At 37.3% G+C, this 23,724-nt stretch carries 19 protein-coding genes and 1 pseudogene; 16 read left to right on the top strand and 4 right to left on the bottom strand.

Annotation, left to right across the window (positions count from 1 at the left end; genetic code table 11):
• Nucleotides 1-60 precede the first annotated feature (60 nt).
• Both E1I69_RS05460 and E1I69_RS05455 read left to right on the top strand, forming a co-directional pair.
• Nucleotides 61-3,126, top strand: coding sequence for a glycoside hydrolase family 2 TIM barrel-domain containing protein (locus E1I69_RS05460; protein ID WP_136378594.1), 3,066 nt, complete (start codon nucleotides 61-63; stop codon nucleotides 3,124-3,126).
• A gap of 232 nt (nucleotides 3,127-3,358) precedes the next feature.
• Nucleotides 3,359-4,996 carry a GTPase domain-containing protein gene (locus E1I69_RS05455; RefSeq protein WP_161974837.1) on the top strand — a complete coding sequence of 546 codons (1,638 nt, stop codon included), beginning with the start codon at nucleotides 3,359-3,361 and terminating at the stop codon, nucleotides 4,994-4,996.
• A 683-nt stretch (nucleotides 4,997-5,679) separates the two neighbouring features.
• Here the strand turns inward: E1I69_RS05455 and E1I69_RS05450 are convergent.
• Both E1I69_RS05450 and E1I69_RS05445 read right to left on the bottom strand, forming a co-directional pair.
• Complete coding sequence (locus E1I69_RS05450) at nucleotides 5,680-6,264, bottom strand: transposase (RefSeq protein ID WP_136378592.1); 585 nt, start codon at nucleotides 6,262-6,264, stop codon at nucleotides 5,680-5,682.
• Nucleotides 6,261-6,551: an IS110 family transposase gene (locus E1I69_RS05445; RefSeq protein WP_136378591.1), complete on the bottom strand. Its 291-nt coding sequence runs from the start codon at nucleotides 6,549-6,551 to the stop codon at nucleotides 6,261-6,263. Before E1I69_RS05445 ends, E1I69_RS05450 begins: the two co-directional genes overlap by 4 nt.
• 451 nt (nucleotides 6,552-7,002) lie before the next feature.
• Between E1I69_RS05445 and manA (E1I69_RS05440) the strand changes: the two genes are divergently transcribed.
• The 4 genes from manA (E1I69_RS05440) (at nucleotide 7,003) to E1I69_RS05425 (ending at nucleotide 9,566) form a co-directional block, all read left to right on the top strand.
• A complete protein-coding gene (manA, locus tag E1I69_RS05440; RefSeq protein WP_136378590.1) occupies nucleotides 7,003-7,950 on the top strand; it encodes a mannose-6-phosphate isomerase, class I in 948 nt (315 codons plus the stop codon).
• A gap of 19 nt (nucleotides 7,951-7,969) precedes the next feature.
• On the top strand, nucleotides 7,970-8,659 hold the full coding sequence (locus E1I69_RS05435; RefSeq protein ID WP_136378589.1) for an acetyltransferase: 690 nt from the start codon (nucleotides 7,970-7,972) through the stop codon (nucleotides 8,657-8,659).
• Nucleotides 8,660-8,947: 288 nt separating this feature from the next.
• Nucleotides 8,948-9,109, top strand: a complete 162-nt coding sequence (locus tag E1I69_RS05430; RefSeq protein ID WP_161974836.1) for a glycogen debranching N-terminal domain-containing protein — start codon at nucleotides 8,948-8,950, stop codon at nucleotides 9,107-9,109.
• Nucleotides 9,110-9,134: 25 nt separating this feature from the next.
• Nucleotides 9,135-9,566 carry a hypothetical protein gene (locus tag E1I69_RS05425; protein WP_136378587.1) on the top strand — a complete coding sequence of 144 codons (432 nt, stop codon included), beginning with the start codon at nucleotides 9,135-9,137 and terminating at the stop codon, nucleotides 9,564-9,566.
• Nucleotides 9,567-9,636: 70 nt separating this feature from the next.
• Here the strand turns inward: E1I69_RS05425 and E1I69_RS05420 are convergent.
• Together E1I69_RS05420 and E1I69_RS05415 are read right to left on the bottom strand one after the other, a co-directional pair.
• Nucleotides 9,637-9,858 (bottom strand): annotated as a pseudogene (locus E1I69_RS05420) (glycosidase); the annotation flags it as partial.
• 48 nt (nucleotides 9,859-9,906) lie between these two features.
• Nucleotides 9,907-10,935, bottom strand: a complete 1,029-nt coding sequence (locus tag E1I69_RS05415) for a LacI family DNA-binding transcriptional regulator (RefSeq protein WP_136378586.1) — start codon at nucleotides 10,933-10,935, stop codon at nucleotides 9,907-9,909.
• Between the two features lie 310 nt (nucleotides 10,936-11,245).
• Between E1I69_RS05415 and E1I69_RS05410 the strand changes: the two genes are divergently transcribed.
• The 10 genes from E1I69_RS05410 (at nucleotide 11,246) to E1I69_RS05365 (ending at nucleotide 23,717) form a co-directional block, all read left to right on the top strand.
• On the top strand, nucleotides 11,246-12,313 hold the full coding sequence (locus E1I69_RS05410) for a BtaManbiosPhlase (protein ID WP_136378585.1): 1,068 nt from the start codon (nucleotides 11,246-11,248) through the stop codon (nucleotides 12,311-12,313).
• 25 nt (nucleotides 12,314-12,338) lie between these two features.
• Nucleotides 12,339-13,250, top strand: coding sequence for a DUF1861 family protein (locus E1I69_RS05405; RefSeq protein WP_136378584.1), 912 nt, complete (start codon nucleotides 12,339-12,341; stop codon nucleotides 13,248-13,250).
• Between the two features lie 103 nt (nucleotides 13,251-13,353).
• Nucleotides 13,354-14,625 carry an ABC transporter substrate-binding protein gene (locus E1I69_RS05400; protein ID WP_136378583.1) on the top strand — a complete coding sequence of 424 codons (1,272 nt, stop codon included), beginning with the start codon at nucleotides 13,354-13,356 and terminating at the stop codon, nucleotides 14,623-14,625.
• Between the two features lie 62 nt (nucleotides 14,626-14,687).
• Nucleotides 14,688-15,623: a carbohydrate ABC transporter permease gene (locus E1I69_RS05395; protein WP_136378582.1), complete on the top strand. Its 936-nt coding sequence runs from the start codon at nucleotides 14,688-14,690 to the stop codon at nucleotides 15,621-15,623.
• A 10-nt stretch (nucleotides 15,624-15,633) separates the two neighbouring features.
• Entirely contained in the window at nucleotides 15,634-16,551 is a 918-nt protein-coding gene (locus E1I69_RS05390; protein WP_161974835.1) for a carbohydrate ABC transporter permease, read from the top strand.
• Nucleotide 16,552: 1 nt separating this feature from the next.
• Complete coding sequence (locus E1I69_RS05385) at nucleotides 16,553-17,275, top strand: hypothetical protein (RefSeq protein WP_136378580.1); 723 nt, start codon at nucleotides 16,553-16,555, stop codon at nucleotides 17,273-17,275.
• Nucleotides 17,262-18,350, top strand: coding sequence for an ABC transporter ATP-binding protein (locus tag E1I69_RS05380; RefSeq protein WP_136378579.1), 1,089 nt, complete (start codon nucleotides 17,262-17,264; stop codon nucleotides 18,348-18,350). Before E1I69_RS05385 ends, E1I69_RS05380 begins: the two co-directional genes overlap by 14 nt.
• 107 nt (nucleotides 18,351-18,457) lie before the next feature.
• Nucleotides 18,458-20,002, top strand: coding sequence for an alpha-glucosidase (locus tag E1I69_RS05375; protein ID WP_136378578.1), 1,545 nt, complete (start codon nucleotides 18,458-18,460; stop codon nucleotides 20,000-20,002).
• Between the two features lie 67 nt (nucleotides 20,003-20,069).
• Nucleotides 20,070-21,017, top strand: a complete 948-nt coding sequence (manA, locus tag E1I69_RS05370; protein WP_136378577.1) for a mannose-6-phosphate isomerase, class I — start codon at nucleotides 20,070-20,072, stop codon at nucleotides 21,015-21,017.
• 192 nt (nucleotides 21,018-21,209) lie between these two features.
• Nucleotides 21,210-23,717 (top strand): beta-mannosidase, encoded by a 2,508-nt coding sequence (locus E1I69_RS05365; RefSeq protein ID WP_136378576.1) that lies wholly within the window; start codon nucleotides 21,210-21,212, stop codon nucleotides 23,715-23,717.
• Nucleotides 23,718-23,724: the final 7 nt, after the last annotated feature.

Genomic DNA, 23,724 nt, shown 5'->3' with positions numbered 1-23,724 from the left:
ATTTTGTAGCAGGTATGATGGGCTCAGTAAAATAGAAAAATAGAAAGGAAGAGTAGGAAAATGACAGAAACCCAAATCAAAGTAAATACCGAGGCTCAAGTTCCATCGATAGATTGGCTTACAGATTTAAATGTGTTTGCAATTAACAGAGTTCCGGCTCATTCTGATCATGTGTATTATGCAACTATGGGGGAAGCGAAAGAAGCTCCAGCAATGAAAATGCGTCATGACTTGAACGGAAATTGGAAATTTCATTATTCTATTAATCCAGACTCTAGGCCGGAGCGTTTTTATGAGCTTGATTTTGAATGCTCGGCTTGGGGAAATATCAAAGTCCCAGGACATATTCAGTTGCAAGGATATGGAACACCACAATATGTAAATACAATCTATCCATGGGATGGGCATAGCGATGTACGTCCTCCAGAAATTCCAAAAGATTTTAACCCAGTTGGCAGCTATGTGAAGTATTTTAAAGTACCTAAGAATATGGAAAATAAGCCTGTTTATTTATCATTTCAAGGTGTTGAGTCAGCTTTCTTTGTTTGGTTAAATGGTGAATTTGTTGGCCACAGTGAAGATAGCTTCACACCTGCTGAATTTGAATTAACTCCATTTTTAACAAAAGGAGATAATAAACTTGCGGTAGAGGTATTCCAACGAAGTACTGGTAGTTGGCTTGAAGACCAAGACTTTTGGAGATTTTCAGGGATTTTTAGGGATGTATATCTATATACTGTACCTGAGATTCATGCACAGGATATCCACATTCATACGGATCTTGACTCAACCTATAGGAATGGAGAGCTTAAAGTAGATGTAAAGCTTCTACCAAACATTCCTGTTGGTTCCAAATTAATAGCTGAGCTGTGTGATAATAACGGAAACCTAGTTACAAAAAAGAGTAGAGACCTTTCTGGTGAAAATAATTCAGTATCGATGGAAGTGGATGCTCCAAAACTTTGGAGTGCGGAAAACCCATATCTATATACACTCTATCTTCAAATCTATAACGCATCGGGGGCACTCGTTGAGGTAATTCCACAAAAGGTAGGATTCCGAAAGTTTGAGCTTGTTGATAAAATCATGCGTCTAAATGGTGAAAGAATTGTATTCAAAGGCGTAAATCGTCATGAATTCAACCATCGTAGAGGCCGTGCAATTACAAAAGAAGATATGTTGTGGGATATAAAAACACTAAAACAACATAACATAAATGCGGTTCGTACTTCTCATTATCCAAATCAAAGTTATTGGTACGAGTTATGTGATGAATACGGTATCTATGTGATTGATGAAATGAACTTGGAAACACATGGATCGTGGCAAAAGATGGGGGCCGTTGAACCTTCATGGAATATACCAGGAAACAAACCTGAATGGAATGATATTGTCCTAGATCGAGCAGTTTCAATGGTCCAAAGAGATAAAAACCATCCATCCATATTAATTTGGTCTTGTGGTAATGAGTCATATGCAGGTGAGGTAATCCAAAATGTTACCCGTTATTTCAAGTCTGTTGATCCAAGTCGACTTGTGCACTATGAAGGTGTATTCCATAATCGTGACTATAACGATAGTAGTGATATGGAAAGTCGTATGTATGCAAAGCCAGCAGACATTGAGAAATATTTGAATGATAACCCGGAAAAGCCTTTTATAAGCTGTGAGTATATGCATGCGATGGGTAACTCTCTAGGTGGGATGGACAAATATACGGCTCTTGAAAATAAATATCCAATGTACCAAGGCGGATTTATTTGGGATTATATTGATCAATCTCTTATAAAGAAAGATCGTTATGGTAAAGAGTTCCTGGCATACGGAGGAGATTTTGGAGATCGTCCGACAGATTATGGATTCTGTACGAATGGGATTGTCTATTCCAATCGAGAGCTGTCACCAAAGATGCAGGAAGTAAAATACTTATATCAAAATATCAAACTTAATGTTGATAAATCTGGCGTTACCATTAAAAATGAAAGTCTATTTGAGGATACATCTGACTATGCTTTGGAATACATTCTATTCTTAGAAGGAAAAGAATTGTATCGGAATCAGGAACAAGTGGTTATCATGCCGCAAAGTCAGGGCCGTGTTGAATGTAAATGGCCAATTGAGTTACTAAATGAGGCTGGTGAATATGTCATCCATGTATCAATGAAAGTAAGAGAAGAGAAGCTTTGGGCGGAAGCTGGTTATGAGATTGCCTTTGGTCAATATGTGTTTGAGGAGAAAAAACAAGTTTCTCAGATTCCGAGTGGAAATCTACGAGTAGCATACGGTACACAAAACGTGGGTGTCCATGGTACCGATTTTACAATCATGTTTTGTAGAAAGGCTGGAAGTCTGATCTCTATGAAATATGGAGGTAGAGAGATGGTTGAAGCTCCACTACTTCCACTATTTTGGAGAGCGACCACCGATAATGATAGAGGATTTTCGCAAGGTTATACTTCGGGGTGCTGGTATGCAGCAAGCCTAGCACGTCAATCTGTTTTGTTAGATGTAGAAGAATCTAAAGACAAAATTGAGGTTACCTTTATCTATAAGTTTTCGATTCACTCAGAAATCGAAGTGAAAAATAAGTTTACGGTATTAGCAGACGGAAGTGTACATGTTAAATCCGTTTATCATGGTGCTGAAAGTCTTCCGCAAATGCCAATTTTTGCAGTTTCGTTCAAAGTTTCTGCGGATTACGACCAATTAGAATGGTACGCAATGGGACCTGAAGAGAATTATTCAGATCGCGCAGCTGGGGCAAGACTTGGCGTATTTACCAATAAAGTGTCAGATAATTTATCGGGATATGTAAAACCGCAAGAGTCCGGCAATCGTACGGGAGTACGCTGGGTAAACCTCACAAATAGTGACGGGCACGGTATCAAAATTTCTTCTACATCTCGTCCAGTAGAATGTAATTTTTCACCGTATACTGCATTTGAATTAGAGAATGCGGCGCATCATTATGAACTGCCTAATGTACATTATACCGTTGTTACTGTAGCAGGCAAACAAATGGGTGTTGGCGGGGATGATAGTTGGGGAGCGCCAGTATACCCCGAACATCTATTGAAAGCAAATAAAGATATGGAATTTGAATTTATAATTCAACCAATTCAATAATGTTGATAGTAAAGGGCTTGAATGAAGACTCAGGCTCTTTACTACATTTATAGGGATAAGGGTAGTGTTAAAGGTTCTATGAAGACTCATTAAGGGTTTATTCTTTTACCGGTTCGCAATAGCTATTGACAAATACGTCAATGGTTTGTTTGAAGGATAACAAAGGCGATAGGGACAAAAGGAAGACATACCAAAGAGTGTGATATCCGTAATTTCGAAGGATATAAGGTACTTGAACACATCGTCCTTGAAAATGGCAATATCAAACAGAACAAACTCTGCTCATTCTACGATAATTTCGGCTCTTACTAATAATAAAGCGATAAAAATAGGACAAGATGTAACTACTGATGTGCCGCAACCCTATCAATGGGGAAATGTACTGCTAATCGATACACCAGGAATTTTAGCAGGTAATGAGGAACACGATACTCTTAGTTTAAGGTATATGGATAAAGCGGATTTATTAGTCTATGTTATTACAGTTAATGGTTTTGACGATATTATAGGAAAGAATTTTAGAAAACTAGCGTTCGAACAAAATCGAGCTTCTAGAATGATCCTAGTTATGAATAAAATTTCGATGGAAGATGAGGCAAACAAGGAGAATTGGGTGGAGTTAATTAAGCCTGTTCTTGATCCCATGACACCTAAAGAAATCGGCTTTACCTATATTGACGCTCAAGATTACATGGATGGGAGTGCGGAGGGAGACACTTTAGAAGGGAAAGAATTAATTAGCTTAAGCAATTTCTCTGCGTTTGAGGAACAGTTAAATCATTTTATCAAGGAGAAAGGACTACTTGGTAGAATTACAACTCCACTAAATATGATTCAAACTTATTCTGACCAGATCATTAATCAACTTACAGCTGATTCAGATGAGGTTTTAAAACTACAAGAACTACTAAGACAGAAAAGATTTATAGTCAATGAAAGTCGAAAAAGATTGGAAAGAAAAGTAGTAGGAGAAGTGAATAATTTAACTTCAACTATTACGAAGAAGGGACATGAAATGGTGTCTCTTATCACTCCATCTGTTAAACAGGAAGTTCTGGCTAGTAAAGGTGATGAAATTTCTGTAGAGATTGATAAATTATGTTATGATACGTCATTAAAAATTGATGCTCATATTGAAGAAGAAATATCAGTCTTATTATCTGAGATCAATGAATTGATGGATTCGCAGCTCGCAAAAGATTTAAAGGAATCACATCATATGACCTTTGATTTCCAAGTAGAAGTGAAGGACAACCGACTGAATGATAAGGCGAAAAAGGCACCAGAAATGGTTAAACGAATAGGTGGCCTATTGAACACAGCAGGTAAAAACTTCAAGGATTGGACAATTAACTCACAAAAGATTGGAGAGAGCGGTCTTAAGGCCGTCTCAGGTAGTGACGCCCACAAGGCAATATTAGATATTGGCCACTTTTTTGGAAAAAAATTCAAACCTTATGAGGCTCAAAAACTTGCAGCACGACTTGGAAAACTAGGAGAAAATGCAGCAAAGTTCGGAAAAGTCTTAGGTGCATCCCAAGTAGTGGTTGCCCCACTAATGGCTGCCTTTGAAGAAAGGCAAGAAGCAAAGTATGCGGAAAGCTTGCAGAATGCTAGACTCGAAACGCGAGACAATTTTAACGAATGGTCTCGAGTAATCAATGAAAACTTCATCAATCAAATTAAAAAGGTACTAAATAACATACACGACAAAGAATTAGAAAACATTACTAGTTCGGCAAAGGAACTAAGAAATGCAGAACTAGAAAAAAACACCATCGTAAATGACTTAGCTAATTTAATTGAAGAATGTAACCTACTAATAGATAAAGCAAAATATCTGGGATGGTGGGACAGGTCCCTGATATGAACGAAACTGTCAAGACCTCACTGTATCCCTTTTTATAATTGCGCTTTTTGGGCGCACTTAAGAAGAGAAGCGTATTAAAGCTTCTTTTCTTTTATGTGTTAAATGTTTGAGACATTTTATGGCTAGGGATTTCCCTTCTTAGCTTACTGACCACTTCTCATTCTATGGATTGCCTGTCAAGTGCTCTTCTTGACTGGTAATCCATAGAATGAGACACTCTTTGAAGCTAAGAATTAAATTCCTCCTTACTTTAAAAGTTAAGAACACGGCACGAAGGCAAAAATCTAGCTACGGTTAGCACTCTGATATTCGTGGGTTTTCACATTTTATCTTTCCGTATAAAGGATCTTCCACTAACTTGAAACGTGCGTTAGCCTATTTAGACATAGCACAAAAGGGACCACGTGGAAAATCCTTACCGGTGTTATTCTTTGCCTTAGAGCCCTACTCTTAAAATCGTTTATTTTATTCAAGTGTTTTTTCAATAGTTTAAGATTCAATTAAGCGTTAGAATTGGTTTCTACCTCTTGAGTTACTGCCCAGATAATACACGCTAATTCCCTTACCACAGTGTTATAGCTTTTCCACTTTCTTTACCTCTCTGCAGCTGTTCAAACTATTTCAAGGAAAGCACAAAATCGTCTTTATAAGAAATATTTCCGCTTATTATCAAGGTAAGATTACTAAAACAGGGAATAGGCACGTTCGTCGTCTTTTTGGTAGAAGCTGCTTGGAGTTATAGATATCAACCCGCGGTAAAAGGTGAATTGAAAAGAAGACAAGAAGGACAATCGACTTTCACCACTAGAAAATTCACTAGGAATAAGACCCACATAGGACATAAAATGCTTTGGAGTGGAAAATTTTCTAAAGGAACCAATCTCAGCCACTAGACTTGTAGCTGTAATGGTTGCCACAACTCTAAGTGTTTGAAGAGCTTGAATTACAGGTGCGTGCACATCTTTGGTTGCTTGTAATTGTATCTTTTCTTCTAACCGTTTTATTCGTTGCATGATTTCTTGAAGTTGATGGTAATATTCCTGGAAAACAACGCTAGATGGAGAACGAGTAAATTTTAATGTATTTAGCCATTCCCGATACTTATGGGTCCATTTTCGAACACCGACAGGTGGTTTTATATCATGTCTTAATAAAAACTTGGTTAATCGGCGTTTTGCCCTCAACTCATCCTCTTTTGCATCTTCACGTGCTCTAACTAAATCTCGAAGAGCTTCATCATCTTCAGTTGGTACATAAATTGATGTCAATTCACCAGCACGGAATAATTAGGCAAGTCTAATGCATCCCTTCGGTCTGTTTTGATCCTTTCTCCCGGTTTAGAAGGAATTAAAGAAGGTGCAATTACAAAACACTCAATTCCTAAACTTATGAAGAAACGGTACAATGGATAACCTGTTGGACCGGCTTCATAACATACTTTTAAATGTTGCTGATCTCCTAATTTTTCAACTAACTTTCTAATAGCTTCTAAGGTATGAGGAATCATTCCATAATATCTTGGTGCTTCTCTTCTTTCCTTCCTCAGCAATGGCAACAGCAATTTTTTCCTACGTATTTTATGGTATCCTTCATATATAACTAGCTCCTTTCATATTGTAGCTCTAATTTGGTCTGATTTTTAATCACTGTTAAACAGTCTAACCAAATTAACCTACGGGATTACGAGTAAGGAGCTAGTTACGTTCATGATAACTTGTCCCAGAGAATTAGATGATAACAGGGGATATGAGCGGGGGGCAGTTTTTAAAAGATGAATTATAAAAAAATATCAAAAGTCGTTTCTCGAGTAGAGTTGAAGTAGTAGAGGTAAGTTAGGAGAAAAGACGTAAGTTTGATTTCTTCGCAAGCTTAAACTAATGCGAAGTTTTACTTCGATGATATAGGCAGTATATACTAGGAATAATGTGATGGAAGCATGAGGGAAGACCAGATTGCTTTTTTCATCATCTAAATAAGAAATGTATTTGATAAAGGAAGTGCAACTTATGAAACAACCAATTTTCTTAACACCACTATTTCAAGAGCGTATTTGGGGAGGAACCAAGTTACGTACCGAATTCGGATATCCAATCGAATCTGACTTAACAGGTGAATGCTGGGCTGTATCCGCTCATGCAAATGGTCAAAGTATAGTAAGCCAGGGTAAATACGAAGGAAAAAGCCTTGGTGAACTTTGGAAAGAGCATCGCGAGCTATTCGGAGATTTGGAGGGGGATGTTTTTCCGCTCCTTACCAAAATTCTTGATGCCAATAATGATTTATCCATTCAAGTTCATCCGAATGATGAGTACGCGAACAAAAATGAAAATGGTGAACTGGGTAAAACTGAATGCTGGTATGTAATCGATTGTAAGGATGATGCAGAAATCATCTATGGTCATACAGCTCAAACGAAAGAGCAATTTATAGAAATGATTGAGAATGGAGAATGGAACCAGTTACTAAGTCGTGTAAAGGTGAAACCTGGTGACTTCTTTTATGTCCCTAGTGGAACGATCCACGCCCTTTGTTCAGGTGTGCTTATCCTAGAAACACAGCAAAGCTCTGATACAACTTACCGTGTGTATGACTATGATCGTGTCGATCAAAATGGGAATAAGCGAGAATTGCATATTCAAAAGTCAATCGATGTAACGACTATTCCACATGAAGATATCACAGTTAAGCCTAGCATCGAGAAAATCCAAGGTGCTACAATCACGACTTTCGTGGAGGAACAGTACTTCTCTGTTTACAAATGGAAAATAGAAGACTCTGCATCTTTCCAACAGGACAAGCCTTTTTTAATTTGCAGTGTTTTGAATGGTACAGGTGAAATTGTAACAGAAGAAGGAAGCTTTCCGATTGAAAAAGGCAAACATTTTATCTTGCCAGCTGGATTGGGGAGGTTTGAGCTAAAAGGAGACTTAGAAATGATTGTTTCTCATCCTTAAAAAGGAGGATGAATATATCGTGAATAATATTATTGTATTTGGTTCTGGCGGTCATAGTAAGGTAGTTATCGACATAATCGAAAAGGCAGGAAAATTCAACATCCTTGGACTAATTGATCCTTTTAAACAGCCAGGAACAAAGGTAATGGACTATGAAATCTTAGGAAGTGAGGATATACTACCTGAAATTGGGGGAATCGTAGCTGGAGGAATCGTAGCATTAGCTGACAACTGGAAAAGATCAAATATCGTCAATAAGATCCTTTCTATTAACCCTCAATTTCAGTTTATAACAGCTATCCACCCTTCAGTACAGATAGGTAGGGATGTATCTATAGGAAACGGTACAGTTGTCATGGCGAATGCCGTGATTAACAGTAATACGAGAGTCAATACCCATTGCATTATTAACACGAAAGCATCATTGGACCCCGACTGTGTCTTGGGTGAGTTTGTGACTCTAGCACCTGGAGCCACAGTTGCTGGTGGTGTGACAATAGGGAAATATTCCGTCATATCCTTGGGAGCAAACGTTATTCATAACCGCACCATTGGCGAACATACTGTAATTGGTGCAAGTTCAACCGTCCTACACGACGTGGACTCCCATGTCTTGGCATACGGCACACCAGCCAGAATCATAAAAAGGCGAATGGTAGGAGAAGAATATTTGCAGGGACATAGCACCGCCCCTACTATAGAAGAATAAAAAATGACCGATTGGTATAAATCTGTACTAATGGGGCTATTTTTTCGGATGTCGATTTCAAACAATCGTTTGTTTAACAGTCAAGCTCAATGATATCGCGTGGGTCTTAATTCAATCAATCGTTTGTTTGAATTATTTTAGTAAGGATAAGGGATTTGTAAGTTAAGCTGTTATATAATTAGTTTAGTAGCCTACTATAGGGAAATGAGGATGGATACGACATTACAACACGGTCATCTAGCACCCAGACGCCTAATATGTAAACGCTATCCCGTTAGGAGGAGTTTTATGTCATTTGTATCTTTAAAACATGGTGAAGTCTATTCCGTTACGAATCAGTATGGAGATATGGACGAAGCACTCATAGGTACGGGGATTTATTATAAAGACACGAGATTTTTAAAGCGTTATGTGATGAAAATCAATCAACAACCGTGCATTTTCTTTTAGCCCTGTAGCGTACCATAATGGAACCGTGTGGCCGCATGACAACTCGATTATTGTCTTAGGTTTAGCAAAGTATGGCTATACAGCACATGTAAAAAAACTGGTGAGTGCTTTATTTGCAAGTGCAGAACAGTTTGAAGCGAGTCGCTTGCCTGAACTTTTCTGTGGATATGACAATCAACAAGAAGAAACGATTATTCCATATCCGGTTGCGTGCTCTCCACAAGCATGGGCAGCAGGAACGCCATTTGCATTCGTACATGCGTTATTGGGTTTACTGGTAGATTCACATAAGAGCATGATGAAAATAAATCCGACTCTACCTGACGATATGGACTGGATGGAGTGCAAGGGGATTCAAGTTGGAAAAGGATTTATAGATATAACAGTTAAAAAAGAGAACGAAGAAATTGTCTTTGCTATTGCTAATAATACATCAGGTTTGGAGATAAACAGGTAGGGCAACAGGAAAGTAGATTGTCCAAAGAAAAAGTGGGGTCAAGGAACTTGTTTCCTTAACACCACTTTTATTAATAATATGTTAACGAATTCAGTATTTCCGTAAGACTTAATTCCGCACAAGCCATCGATGTATCTGCAACACCATAATACATTTTGACGATGTCACCTTTTACGAGTGCGCCACATGAGAATACAACGTTTCCGAAGAACCATTCCACTTCATAGCTTGTTTCTGGTTCAAGTATTGGTTTTTCTGAACGAGCGATTATTTTTGTAGGGTCTTCCAAGTCGAATTATTTCTAATATCAAGTTGCTCCTTGATGGAACCGTTGCCAACTTTACCCCAGTGCCACTACGTCGCTTTTATTCCATCCAATAGACTGTCCTTCTACTATTCTAGGAGAGATAACAATTTCTTGATGTGGATCATTTGGATGTTCCATTCTCCAGAGTAATAGTTCAACTCCCTTTATACCATATTGTTGTAAATCAATATCAACTGAAGAAATTCTTGGCGTCGATAATTGACAAAGTTGTCCATTATCGAAACTGAATACAGAAACTTCCTCTGGTACTTGATAACCTCGTTCTTTTAAAAGATTGTTAACAATGTATCCCAATCGATCGTTAATACAAAACCATGCAGTTGGCATTTCTTCCAGATTATCGATGAATTGTTTAACAATATCTTCTTGATCGGGACTATCCTTTAAGATGAATTTGTTTTTTACCGGTAAATGATAGTCTTCATGTGCCATTATATAACCTTGTAATCTTTCATAGTAACTTGGAGAAAAGGGTGCGTTTCCCACGAAGGCAATATTTTTATGATTTCGCTTAATCATATATTCGACAGCAAGATAAGCACCAAAACGGTTATTGGTCAAGATAGAATCCGCTTCTATATGAGGATGGTGATGATCAATCAGGATTGTCGGAATTCCAGTTGAAATGACCTCATTAATATAATCCGTTGTAATATGGGATAGTATGATAATCCCTTGTACCGATTTACTTTTTATAAAGTAGGGTAACACTAATTCTTTTGCATCCTTTGGACTGATTGATTCAATCAGTAAATTCATTCCCTTCTTTTTAACCTCCTTTTGAACGGATAAATAGATTTTACCGAAAAAGCTTGTTTGTGATAAGGCGAAGTCAGATGCAATTAATGCAATGTTTTCCATTTTGCTGATGGTATTCGATTGTCTTGGAGTATAGTTGTATCCTAGTTTATTGGCCGTTTCCTGTACTTGTTTTCTTGTTTCGTCGCTTACACCAGGCTTTCCAGATAGAGCTTGAGATACGGAGTTTTTAGAAATATTAAGGTAGTCAGCAATATCTTGCATGGTAACTTTTTTGTTCATATATTTCACCTAATCTTTCTGTTGTGTAATACATTATTTTTTCTTGTAACGTTACAACAAATATACTATGTAAAGCTTTGCTTTTCAACACCTTCCTTCTATTTCTCTAAATAAACACTATAATGACAGTGTTTGTTGAAGAACAACATGACAAGCAACATGATAATTAATTATTGACAAGTTTACAAACGCGTGTAATAATTGTAAATGTAAGCGATTTACACATTAATAATTAAAAGTTGTAACGTTACAAAAAGTAATTACATTTTAAAAATGAAAGGATCTTACTATTAGATCTTTGGAGGAAAATATGAAAGTTAAAAAGCATATAAATAACCCAATTCTAACCCTGAAGGATGTTACACCATATCATGACGACCATGAAGTAATTGGTGTCTTCAATGCAGGTGTGGCAGAATATAAGGGAGAAACGTTACTGCTGCTTAGAGTAGCGGAACGTCCAATTAGTGATAATCCGAGTACAGTTAAAGTTTCATTTATCGATTTTTCAGGTGGAAAAGGCCAACTGAATGTGATTGAACTAGACAAGAATGATTCACGTTATAACTTCTCAGACCCTCGTACCATCTCTTGGTCAGAGGGGTCGAAGAAAGTGGCATTTCTAACTTCTATATCCTATATCCGAATTGCGAGAAGTACAGATGGTTATAACTTTACTGTGGATGATGAACCATTTATATATCCAGGAACGGAAAGGGAAGCATGGGGAGTTGAAGACCCGCGTGTAACACAAATTGAAGATGAGTATTATATCCAATATAGTGCAATATCAAAAGAAGGTATTGGTGTAGGACTGATTTCAACAAAAGACTTTATCCATTATGAACGCTTAGGACTAATGCTGCATCCAGAGAATAAAGATGTTGCTATTTTCCCAGAGAAGATTAATGGAAAATACTATACACTTCACCGTCCAGTGCCCGGCGGAATAGGAAATCCTGAGATTTGGATTGCCGAGTCAGATAATCTACGTTACTGGGGAAATCATCAATACTTGCTTGGTTTAAGTGAGGAAGGCTGGGATAACGGAAGAATAGGCGGTGGGGCAGTACCCTTTAAAACGGAAGAGGGTTGGCTGGAAGTCTATCATGCAGCTGATAAAAATGATCGATACTGCTTAGGAGCAGTACTCTTAGATTTAGATAATCCCGCGAAAGTCATTGGAAAAACGGAACTTCCAATTCTTGAGCCTACGGAAGCTTATGAAAAGAATGGATTCTTTGGAAATGTAGTATTTTCATGTGGATTAATTAGAAATGGTGACAATGTTCGTATCTATTATGGAGTAGCTGATACATCGATGGCGGTTGCGGATTTAAGTTTGACAGACATCATGTCGAAATTAACTAGATTTTAACAATAGTAAATAAGAAGGTGAAAAAATGGTATATCCTGTTAATGAATTAGTAACAGATTATAAACGCCGTCAGGAAGAAGTTAAGACTGAAAAACTTTATTTTACTGGCGTTGGAGAGAAAGATGTCTATAATATTACAGCTCCTTTTGATGATGATGGACAAACCGTAATAGCAGGCCGAGTAGAAGGCCGTGACACGGAATTTTCTGAAGTAGTCTTCTTTATCGAAAAGAATGGAGTTTGGGAACCGCGTGAAAACACGAAAATGTTTTCGTTGCAAGATCCATTTGTATCGAAAATAAAGGGAGAATTGGTTTTCGGTGGTGTTGAAGTTTTCGAGAATCCTGAAAACGAGAAACAACTATTCTGGAGAACAGTTTTCTACCGGGGAAAAAATATAAATAGCTTAACCAAATTTGCTGTTGGTCCTTTAGGTATGAAAGATATTCGACTATTTGAATATAAGGATGGTAAAATTGGAATTTTTACACGCCCGCAAGGTGAAAAAGGCGGAAGAGGAATAATCGGTTATTTCTCGATTGCATCATTAGATGAGTTGAACGCCGAGATAATAGATGCTGCCCCGTTAGTTAAAGCGCATTTCTTGAATGAAGAGTGGGGCGGAGTAAATGAAGCCTATGTTAATGAAAAGGGACAAGTATTAGCCCTAGGACATATCGCAAGCTTCGACGAAGAAGGAAATCGTCATTACTATCCAATAACGTTTGAGTATGTTCCAAGCATTAATGAAATTCGTTCTATGAAAATCATTGCCATGAGAAGTGACTTTCCTGATGGAGATGCAAAAAGAGATGACTTGGTAGATGTATTATTCAGTGGTGGATTAAAGTTTATTGAAGATGGTAAAGCAGAACTTTATGTTGGGGTGAGCGATGCTGAAGCACACAAAGCTGTGATTCCTAATCCGTTTCTATGACAACATCGCAAAATCTTTTAAGGAGAGATGTGTTTTCCCAGAAAACTACATTAAACCTTAAAATTTTCAAAAAACAAAAAGTGAAAATCAGGGAGGATTTAAGATGAAATTCAATCAATTTGGTAAATTAGTTGCTACTCTAGGGCTAGGTCTTATGTTAGCAGCATGTAGTTCTAATGATGCAGATAATGCAAAGGAAACTGGAAAAGATGGTAAAGTTGAAATAACGATCGCAACTTGGGCGAACGAAACAGAAGCAAAAGAGTTTGATGCAATTCTTGATAAAGTTAATGCTGAACAAGATGAATATACTGTTGAACAAATGGTTATTCCACAAGATTACTACACAAAAATACAAACAATGATCGCTGGTAATCAAGCACCAGATTTGTTGTGGCTAGCACAGGAATACATTCCTGCCTATGCTAAAAATGGCGCAGTACTTGATTTGACCGATAAAGTAGATGCTCAAGATACAATTGACATGGCTGACTATTTAGATGGATCGTTGGATACAGCTAAATATGAAGGTAAAACTTACGGCTTACCATGGATTGGACAGCCATATGTTGTTTATTACAATAAGACATTATTTGAAGAAAACGGTGTAGAATTACCGTCTGAGGATTGGAATTGGGCCGATTTCACAGAAAAAGCAAAAGCATTAACTACTGATGAGGTATATGGTTTTGGTACAACTGGTAACCCGCCGTTAGCAGTATGGGCATGGGGTGAAGGCGGAGAAATAGTTGAAAGTGATGGGACAATTAAATTAACGAGTCCTGAAACTCTTAAAGGATTAGAATTAGCCGCATCTATCATCACTGATCCAACTGTAACAATGCCTTATCAAGAAGCTTCTTCTTTAGGTGTGGAACAAGGATTTGTTACTGGCAAAATTGCTATGATGGTTGGTGGAGCAAACGATGACGTGGAAAGAAAAGTAGAAGAAGCAGGGGGTTCTTTTGAAGTTGGGATGGCTGTAATGCCTGCGGGTTCTCAGGAACACGTAACATTCAACTGGACTGCATCAACGTTAATTTCTGAACAAACAGATAACGAAGACATTGCTTTTAAAGCATTAATCGATATTACTGAAAAAATGTTCGATTGGAAAGTTCCATCTCCAATGGCTTCTAAAGTAGATATAATCGGCGAAGTTAACCCTTATAAAGCGTATGCACTGGATGTTATCAAGAAATCCACCGAAATCTCAAGAGGTTTCAATAACTTGCCAGAACAAAATGAAATTGGTGGAAAACAGTGGGAGTTATTAGATACGCCAGTCTTGACGAATAACAATGGTAAAGACGATTTGAATGTTAAACAAGTTGCTGAAGAAACAGAAAAAGCATTTGAAGCTATCATAGAGTAAAAAAAGCTTTCCTAAAAAAGACTGATTAAATTCAGTCTTTTTTAGGATTAGAGGTGAGGATAATGGAAGATTTACGTGAGATGAGTGAATCAGAAAAGATTGATTACATTGTAAGGAAACAAGGAAAAAAGAAAAAAAAGATTAGTAAAGGATATTTTTATATTGCACCATGGTTTATCGCTTATCTCTTATTTGGGCTTGTTCCAATGGTGCTTTCTTTTATTATGAGTTTCATGGATTGGCCCGTTATTGGTAACCCAACATACATTGGTCTTGAAAATTTTAAAAAACTTCTAGTAGATACTTCTTTTCATAACTCTCTATGGGTAACAATCAGATTTGCAATCGTCTCTGTACCATTAGGGATGGTCGCTTCTTTTACAATTGCAATGATTATGTCCTCTAAAACAAAAGGTCTATCCGTCTATAGAACACTTTATTATCTACCTGCAGTTGTTTCAGGTGTAGCAATCGGGATTATTTGGAAATGGATTCTTGATCCTAACAATGGGTTGGTTAATAATTTGCTTAAAGTCATAGGAATCGAAGGTCCAGGGTGGTTGACGGATCCAGAATGGGTGTTACCATCCTATTTATTCATGAGTCTATGGGGCGCAGGGGCTGGAATGCTGACGTACTTAGTTTCCATCAATGAAGTTCCGAATGATTTGCATGAAGCAGCTGAAATTCAAGGTGCAGGATTTTTTAAACGTGTCTTTCTAGTTACAATTCCTTATGTAAAACCAATTCTCTACTATAACTTAATCATGGGTATCATTGGAGCTTTCAAAAAGTTTAACGATGCTTATATTTTAGGTGGTGCAGGGAATGAAGGACAATTTATTATGCTGCAAATTTATGATACAGCTTTTAAATACTTCAAAATGGGGTATGCGTCAGCAATGTCATGGGTGTTTTTACTGATCGTTTTAGTGATTACACTACTAGTATTCCGCTTTACTGACTTCTGGAAGTACAGTCAAGAAAATGAGGAGTAGGAGTAATGATATGGGATTAAATTATGTGGAAAATAGTGAGCAAGAAATAATAAAAAAAATAAATAAACAGAAAAACAGCAAAATTCCAGTAGGTAAAAAAACACGTTCGGTTATTAAACATATTGTGTTAATTCTAGTTGCAATATCCATGGTCTTACCATTTTTCTGGATGCTTTCAACTGCTCTAAAGACATCAAACAATGTTTTTTCTATCCCACCACAGTGGATACCTAATCCAATTGAGTGGTCTAATTTCCCGAGAGTCTTTGAAGCCGTGCCCTTCTTTAGAATCATTATGAATACAGTCGGGTATTCTGCGATTGTTACATTTTTTGAAGTAATGGTTTCTGTTATTGTCGCTTATGGCTTTGCGCGATTTAAATTTAAATACAAAAAAGCATTATTTATGTTTTTGTTAATAACCATTATGATACCTGGTGAGATTACCATTGTGCCGCAGTATATTTTCTGGGCAGAATTGGGAGAATTTTTTGGAACTTCCTTTATCAATACGTACACTCCCTTAATATTACCGGCAATTGGTGGACAAGCAGTACATGTTTTCTTCATGACACAGTATTTTAGAACCATACCTAAAGATTTTTCGGAAGCAGCTTATATTAATGGGGCCAACAGTTGGTCGATTCTTTGGAGAATTTACTTTCCAATGTCCATACCAGCAATTTTAACAATTACAATTTCGTCATTTATGGGTACATGGAATGCGTTTATGGGGCCTTTGATTTACCTAAACGATGTGGAGCTATTTACTATTCAAGTAGGTTTAGCAATGTTCCAAGGTATGTTTGATGTTAACTGGCCATTGTTAATGGCAGCAACTACTATTTCAGTTATACCAATGATTATCTTGTTCTTCTCATTCCAAAAATACTTTATACCGTCAAACAAAGCTTCCGGAGTGAAGTAATATGAAAAATATACTCGATTTTTTTCCTAAGATACCAATTGTTTGGCATATTATCTTTTTTATCATAGCAACAGTTAATCTATCTGCACCGCTTATTGTCAATGAAGTTCATGAAAGTAAGATGTTGACAGAAGAAATAAGTGCAGGTCTAAATGCAATTCATACAGATATGTTTGTGAGAAACGGACAATTGACAGCGCAAACCGAAATTGTAAAATCAGAGGGTTCAGCTATCAGTATTTCCGTGCTGGGGTCGAGCAAGATTGATACAAATTATTTACATTTTCAAGAAGACTCTATTAAATTGAATATTAATAACAGCAGTAATCAGATTAAGTATGAGCAAAATATGGATAAAGATAGTCTTGTTACAAGTGTACAAGAACAAATAGCTTCAGCCGCTATGATATCAATACTGACCAATTCTTTTGTTTATATTTTAATGAGCGTTGTTCTATTTTTGATCCTACTCATCGTTTCTCATTACCTTATAAAAAGTACCGCTAAGTTCAGGAGTTTATTCCGGATATTGAATCCAGTCTATCTAGTAGGTGGGTCACTTTCCATGATGCTAACACTCCTTACAGATAAATTCCATTTGGTTTATATGATTTCTGTATTGATTATCGGGTTTTTATATGCAGGCGGCATGAAAAACAATCTAAAGAAAAGCACTAATGATTTTTATTTTGGAAAAGGAGAAAACTTCAATGGCTTATATTGAATTGAATAATATATATAAAGTGTACGGCGACAAAGTTTTAGCCATAAACGACTTTAATTTACACATCGAAGAAAATGAGTTCATTGCTTTAATAGGTCCATCTGGTTGTGGGAAATCGACGTTATTAAGAATGATTTCTGGTCTAGAAGATATATCCGATGGGGATTTTATGATAAAAGGAAAGAGAATAAATAATATTCACGCGAAGGATAGAGATATGGCAATGGTTTTTCAAAACTATGCGTTATATCCACATTTATCGGTTTATGATAATATCGCGTTTGGATTGAAGCTTCGAAAAACGAGTAAACAAATCATTAAACAAAAAGTCCATGAGGTTGCTGCCATTCTAGGCTTGAGTGATTATTTGGAAAAAAAACCAAATGAATTATCAGGTGGTCAAAGGCAACGTGTGGCATTAGGAAGAGCAATGGTACAAGATTCAAATATCTTCCTTATGGATGAACCATTGTCAAACCTTGATGCAAAGCTCAGAAATAAAATGCGTGTAGAGATATTAAAACTGCATAAGCAATTGGGTGTAACAACTATTTATGTTACGCATGATCAAGTAGAGGCTATGACTATGGCTGACCGTATAGTGGTAATGAATAAAGGGGTTATTCAACAAGTGGGTACACCAACGGAATTATATAATGATCCGAATAATCTCTTTGTTGCTACCTTTATTGGTGAACCTGAAATCAATCTAATTAAGGCAAAAATCGAGAAAGATAATATTATATTCGGTGAACATACTGTTTCGATTCCTAAGGTTATTAAAAATGTCGATCAATACCAAGGCAAGGAAGTATACATGGGTATCCGCGCTGAGAATTTCAGAACGGAAGGTGTATATCTTGAAGCGCATTCGAACGAAGTTATTACTTCCAATATACAGTTGATTGAAATGCGGGGCGATCATTTTATTGTTGTTGCGGAGATTGATAATCAAAATATTTATCTAAAAGTGCCTGCTAATCAGAAATATGCATTAGGCGATAATATTTCATATGTCGTCAATTATAATAAACTATTACTATTTGATGCTGATACAGGAGAACGCATCCGATAGGTGTTGCGAAAGATGCCTCTCTAATACCATTTGATTGACCTTGCCGACCTATTGGTAAGGTCAATTATGTCATTACAGTACATAACAAGTGAAGGAGAAAGTTCATAATGGAAAAATGGTGGAAAGAAACAGTTTTTTATGAAATCTACATGCCTTCTTTTAAAGACGGAAATGGGGATGGCATCGGGGACTTTATTGGTTTGACTAATAAGTTGGATTACCTTAGTGAACTTGGAATAGGGGCAATTTGGTTAACTCCTTTTTATCAATCTCCACGAATAGATAATGGATATGATATTAGTGATTATTATTCAATCGACCCAATCTTCGGTAGTGATGAAGATCTTGAACGCTTCATAGAAGAGGCTCATAAAAGAAACATTAGAGTCATTGCTGACTTGGTTATTAATCATACATCTACAGAACATCAATGGTTCAAAGAATCTGCCTCATCTCGTGATTCTGCTAAAAGAGACTGGTATATTTGGAAGGATACGCCAAATAATTGGGAATCATTCTTTGGTGGTTCCGCTTGGGAATACGATCAACGGACAGAACAATATTATTATCATAGTTTTGCAAAAGAACAGGCAGATTTAAATTGGAGAAATCCAGAAGTTAAACAGGAGATTTTCAAAGTAATTGAATATTGGTTGCTCAAAGGATTCGATGGATTCCGACTAGATGTTATTAATAACCTTACGTTGGGAGAGACTTTCCCTGATAACCCTACGGACGAAAATGGGGAACAAATCCATCTAATGGATAAAGACCAAGAAGGGATTAGAGACATCCTAAGCGAAATAAATGCTTTTATTAAAAAGATCAACCCAAAGGCATTTACGGTTGGCGAGATAAGTTCTGATGATTTAGAAACAATCGCAAAATACTCAGAAGACAATATTTTAGATGTAACATTTAATTTTAACTTTGGAAGTGTAGAAGCATTCAAGGTTGAAAAAGTATTTAATGAGCTTAAACGAATGGATGACATTTATCAATCAGATAGGGATCCTACCCTTTTCTTTGGTAGTCATGATATGGGCAGATTGTGGTCAAGGTTAGCAAATGGGAATATAGGACAAGCAGAATTATTGGCAACACTAATTTTAACAGCGAAAGGTGTACCTTTTCTTTATTTTGGAGATGAAATTGGGATGGAGGACCTTGTCCAGCATTCAATAGAAGAATTCAGGGACATTCAAGCAATTATGAGTTATCGCTTAGCTCTTGAAAATGGAGAAGACATACAGGAAGCGATTATGAAGGCTAATAAAGCTTCTAGAGACAAAGCAAGAGCTCCGATGCAGTGGGAAAACGAACCTTTTTCTCCAGTTGAACCGTGGATTCCAGAAGCAAAAAGGGTAGACGGAAGAGGACAGCGTTTGTTTTCTTTTTACAAAAAGTTAATCAGATTACGAGAAATAGATGATTTCTGCTATGCACCCTATAAACATCTAGAAATAGTAAATAATCTAATCTATTATCAACGTGGCAACTGTTTGTTTTTTTTGAATTTCGGTGAAGAGTCTGAAACAGTGGAAAATGATTGGGAAATTGATGGAATGCTTTTGAGTAATGTTTCACCTAAGTGGACGCAATCTGAAATTGAAATACCTGAGCATGCTGCTGTAATCCTAGCGGTAAATTAATGGGACGTGGGGACAGTAAACTAGTATTAAAGTTATGAAGAATGTAATCGAAAGGAAAGTGGTTTATATGAAACAACCAATTTTTTTAACACCAGAATTTCAAGAACGAATCTGGGGTGGAACCAAGTTACGTACTGAATTTGGATATCCAATCGAATCCGATTTAACAGGAGAATGCTGGGCTGTATCCGCTCATCCCAATGGGCAAAGTATTGTGAATCAAGGACCTTACGAAGGAAAGACCCTTGGGGAGCTGTGGAAAGAACACCGTGAACTATTCGGTAACATGGAGGGAGATGTATTTCCACTCCTCACCAAGATCCTTGATGCAAACAATGATTTATCCATTCAAGTCCATCCAAATGATGAATATGCAAACAAAAATGAAAACGGCGAACTTGGTAAAACAGAATGCTGGTATGTGATTGATTGTAAGGATGATGCAGAAATCATCTATGGTCATACAGCTCAAACGAAAGAGCAATTCGTTGAAATGATTGAGAATGGAGAATGGAACGAATTATTAAGTCGTGTAAAGGTGAAACCTGGTGACTTCTTTTACGTCCCTAGTGGTACGATTCACGCCCTTTGTTCAGGTGTTCTTATCTTAGAAACACAACAAAGCTCTGACACAACCTATCGTGTGTATGACTATGACAGAGTCGATCAAAATGGACAGAAGCGTGAATTGCATATTCAAAAATCAATTGATGTTTCTACAATTCCACATGAAGATGCAACTGTAAATCCTAGCATTGAGAACATCCCGGGTGCTACGATTACGACTTTTTTGAAGGAACAGTACTTCTCTGTCTACAAATGGGAAATTGAGGATTCTGCAGCTTTCCAACAGGATAAACCATTTTTAATTTGCAGTATTTTAGATGGGTCAGGTGCTATTGAAACGGAAGAAGGAAGCTTTGTGATTGAGAAAGGAATTCATTTTATCTTACCTGCTGGATTAGGTGAATATTCGATAAAAGGAAATGTTGAACTCATTGTTTCTCATCCGTGAGTGGGACAGGTCACTTGTCCCACTCTATTAAATATCGTGTAGATTGTGAATTAGTTGGAAGCGTTGTCTTTGAATGCGGAATAAATACGAAATTTATATTGCTAAAATCTACCGAGCGTTAGAATTAAACTGCTTATAGAATAAATGAATTTTCTTGACAAGATAGCTAACTATGAGAAAGGACGACAACCCATGAAACTAACACAAAACTGGAAAATCCAGCACTTTGACCGAGGACAAGAACGTGATTTAGTAATCGCTGCTCCAGACTATATCGACCATTTTTGGATGACTGCGAATGTACCAGGTGATGTTCATTCTACGTTAATTCAGAAGGGCTTAATTGATCACCCATTTTTTGGACATAATGATCTAAAATCAAAATGGGTTTCGGAGAAGATATGGTGGTACCGTACAGAATTTCAATATGATAAGAAAAGTATTCAAGCGAATGAGCGCCTCGAATTAATCTTTGAAGGGCTTGATACGTACGCAACGATTTATTTAAATGGATGCGAAATTGCCTCCACTGAAAATATGTTTATTCCCCATGTGTTTGATGTGACAAGAGAAGTACTCGATGGGAAAAATAGTATCGCGGTTAAATTTGATGTTGTCGCCGATGTCCTAAAGGAAAAGGAAAAGAATTACTGGGCCGGCTATGGAAAAGACCGAATTTGGGCACGCAAGGCTCAGTATCATTTTGGCTGGGACTGGGGTCCACAAATCATAACGGCGGGTATTTGGAAGGATGTTCGACTCGAAAAACGAAAAATGACCAAGATTGACAGTGTGTATGCTAGAACAATAGAAGTTGAGAACGACAAAGCAGTTGTAGAAATTGATGTAGATACAAAGACATATGCGCGAAGATCGCCTTTATCTGTAAACGTAAACTTCCACGATGGTGATACCGAAATCACAAAAACCGTACAGGTTCAGAAAAACCATGTGAATTTTACAATTGAGCTTGAAAATCCAAAGCTATGGTGGACACATGATTTAGGAATGCCACATCTTTATACGCTTGATGTTGAACTTGTGTGTGAAGGTGAAGTGGTAGACTCGGATTCAACGAATGTAGGGGTTCGCACAATTGAGGTCTTGCAAAAAGATGCGGAGGGCAATAACCGTTTTACTTTTGTATTAAACGGTGTTGAAATGTTTGCGAAGGGCGCGAACTGGATTCCGATTGATAGCTTTATAGGGGCTGCTCCAGATTCCAGGTACAGTCAGCTCTTAGCCCAAGCAAAAGAGGCGCATATGAACATGATTCGCGTCTGGGGCGGTGGAATCTATGAGAGAGACATTTTTTATCGGGAATGTGACCGCCTAGGTATCCTAGTATGGCAGGACTTCATGTTTGCCTGTGCTTTATACCCAGATTACAACTATAACTATATGCAAAATGTACGAAAAGAAATCGAGACAGCTATTAAGATGCTACGTAATCATCCATCAATTGCTTTATGGTGTGGAAACAACGAAAATGACTGGCTTTACGAAGTGGAATATACAGCAGGAAACATTAGTACTCCGTTTTACGGAGAAAAAATCTACCATGAGCTTATTCCGGAATTATTAGATGAGTTGGATACTAGTCGTCTTTATTGGCCAAGCTCTCCATTTGGCGGAAATGACCATGACTCTCAGGAGGTAGGCGACCGTCACAATTGGCAGGTATGGCACGGAAATGTGGAACCTCGAAAATTTGGAGAGAACTTAGGTCAGGATTATAGTGTTGAAGGTGTATCTTTTAAAAACTATAAAAAGGATTTTACCCGTTTTAGCAGTGAATTCGGTATGCATGCCTCAGCGAATCGATTTACATTAGAGGATAATCTTCCAGAGGGAACCTTCTATTGGGGTAGTGATGAAATGTCTTATCGCAACAAGGACTATCATCACCAAAAAGGGATTATGCTCATGGAAGGCTACACGGGAATCCCTACAAATATTGAAGAATACATGAATTTTTCCATGCTTACTCAGGCAGAAGGATTGAAGTGTGGGATTGAGCATTATCGTCGAAATAAGCCATTTACAAGTGGATCTCTAATCTGGCAGCTAAATGATTGCTGGCCAGGTACAAGCTGGTCGATGATTGATTATTATCAACTACCAAAAGCATCGTATTTTTACGCGAAGAAATTCTTCCATCCGCTTTTATTAACGATTGATCATGATGTGGGAAATAATCTCCATATTTGGGTAGTTAATGATTTACTAGAGTCGTATACAGATGTACTAGAATTAAAGGTTGAAAGCTTTAGTGGAGAAGAGTTATTTACAACGACTATTCCTGTTGAGGTTCAGGCAAATGCTTCAATTAAAATAACGAGTTTTACAGAAGAGAAGCTGCTCAGTGGGTACCCTGCCAGTAAGGTCGTGGTTCGTCTATCTTCTTTGGAAGGCAAGGCACAACAAAATGTGTATTATTTAAGAGATCATAAAGAGTTGGCACTCCCTCAAGCTCATCTTCAGGTAGACGTTAATGAAGGGAACCAGACAGTTACTGTACGTACTGACAATCATGCAAGAATGGTAAAATTAGAGATTCCTGCAACGAAAATTTATTTTAGTGACAACTTCTTTGATTTAATGCCAAACGAAACAAAGACGATTGAAATTGGTCATCTTGAAGGTGAAAAAGTAGACTTTAGTGGTTTACGAGTTTCAGCAATTAATTCGGTACAATAAGGTGGAG

The sequence above is a fragment of the Bacillus timonensis genome (assembly GCF_004799755.1).
In the GTDB taxonomy this organism is placed as follows: domain Bacteria; phylum Bacillota; class Bacilli; order Bacillales; family Bacillaceae_L; genus Ferdinandcohnia; species Ferdinandcohnia timonensis_A.
This window is presented reverse-complemented; position numbering and strand designations above follow the sequence as displayed.

Bases quoted from the DNA above. Each gene is read 5' to 3' on its own strand.
- E1I69_RS05460 (WP_136378594.1), top strand. From the start codon at position 61: ATGACAGAAACCCAAATCAAAGTAAATACCGAGGCTCAAGTTCCATCG.
- manA (WP_136378590.1), top strand. From the start codon at position 7,003: ATGAAACAACCAATTTTCTTAACACCACTATTTCAAGAGCGTATTTGG.
- E1I69_RS05430 (WP_161974836.1), top strand. From the start codon at position 8,948: ATGTCATTTGTATCTTTAAAACATGGTGAAGTCTATTCCGTTACGAAT.
- E1I69_RS05415 (WP_136378586.1), bottom strand. From the start codon at position 10,935: ATGAACAAAAAAGTTACCATGCAAGATATTGCTGACTACCTTAATATT.
- E1I69_RS05410 (WP_136378585.1), top strand. From the start codon at position 11,246: ATGAAAGTTAAAAAGCATATAAATAACCCAATTCTAACCCTGAAGGAT.
- E1I69_RS05405 (WP_136378584.1), top strand. From the start codon at position 12,339: ATGGTATATCCTGTTAATGAATTAGTAACAGATTATAAACGCCGTCAG.
- E1I69_RS05400 (WP_136378583.1), top strand. From the start codon at position 13,354: ATGAAATTCAATCAATTTGGTAAATTAGTTGCTACTCTAGGGCTAGGT.
- E1I69_RS05395 (WP_136378582.1), top strand. From the start codon at position 14,688: ATGGAAGATTTACGTGAGATGAGTGAATCAGAAAAGATTGATTACATT.
- E1I69_RS05390 (WP_161974835.1), top strand. From the start codon at position 15,634: ATGGGATTAAATTATGTGGAAAATAGTGAGCAAGAAATAATAAAAAAA.
- E1I69_RS05385 (WP_136378580.1), top strand. From the start codon at position 16,553: ATGAAAAATATACTCGATTTTTTTCCTAAGATACCAATTGTTTGGCAT.
- E1I69_RS05380 (WP_136378579.1), top strand. From the start codon at position 17,262: ATGGCTTATATTGAATTGAATAATATATATAAAGTGTACGGCGACAAA.
- E1I69_RS05375 (WP_136378578.1), top strand. From the start codon at position 18,458: ATGGAAAAATGGTGGAAAGAAACAGTTTTTTATGAAATCTACATGCCT.
- manA (WP_136378577.1), top strand. From the start codon at position 20,070: ATGAAACAACCAATTTTTTTAACACCAGAATTTCAAGAACGAATCTGG.
- E1I69_RS05365 (WP_136378576.1), top strand. From the start codon at position 21,210: ATGAAACTAACACAAAACTGGAAAATCCAGCACTTTGACCGAGGACAA.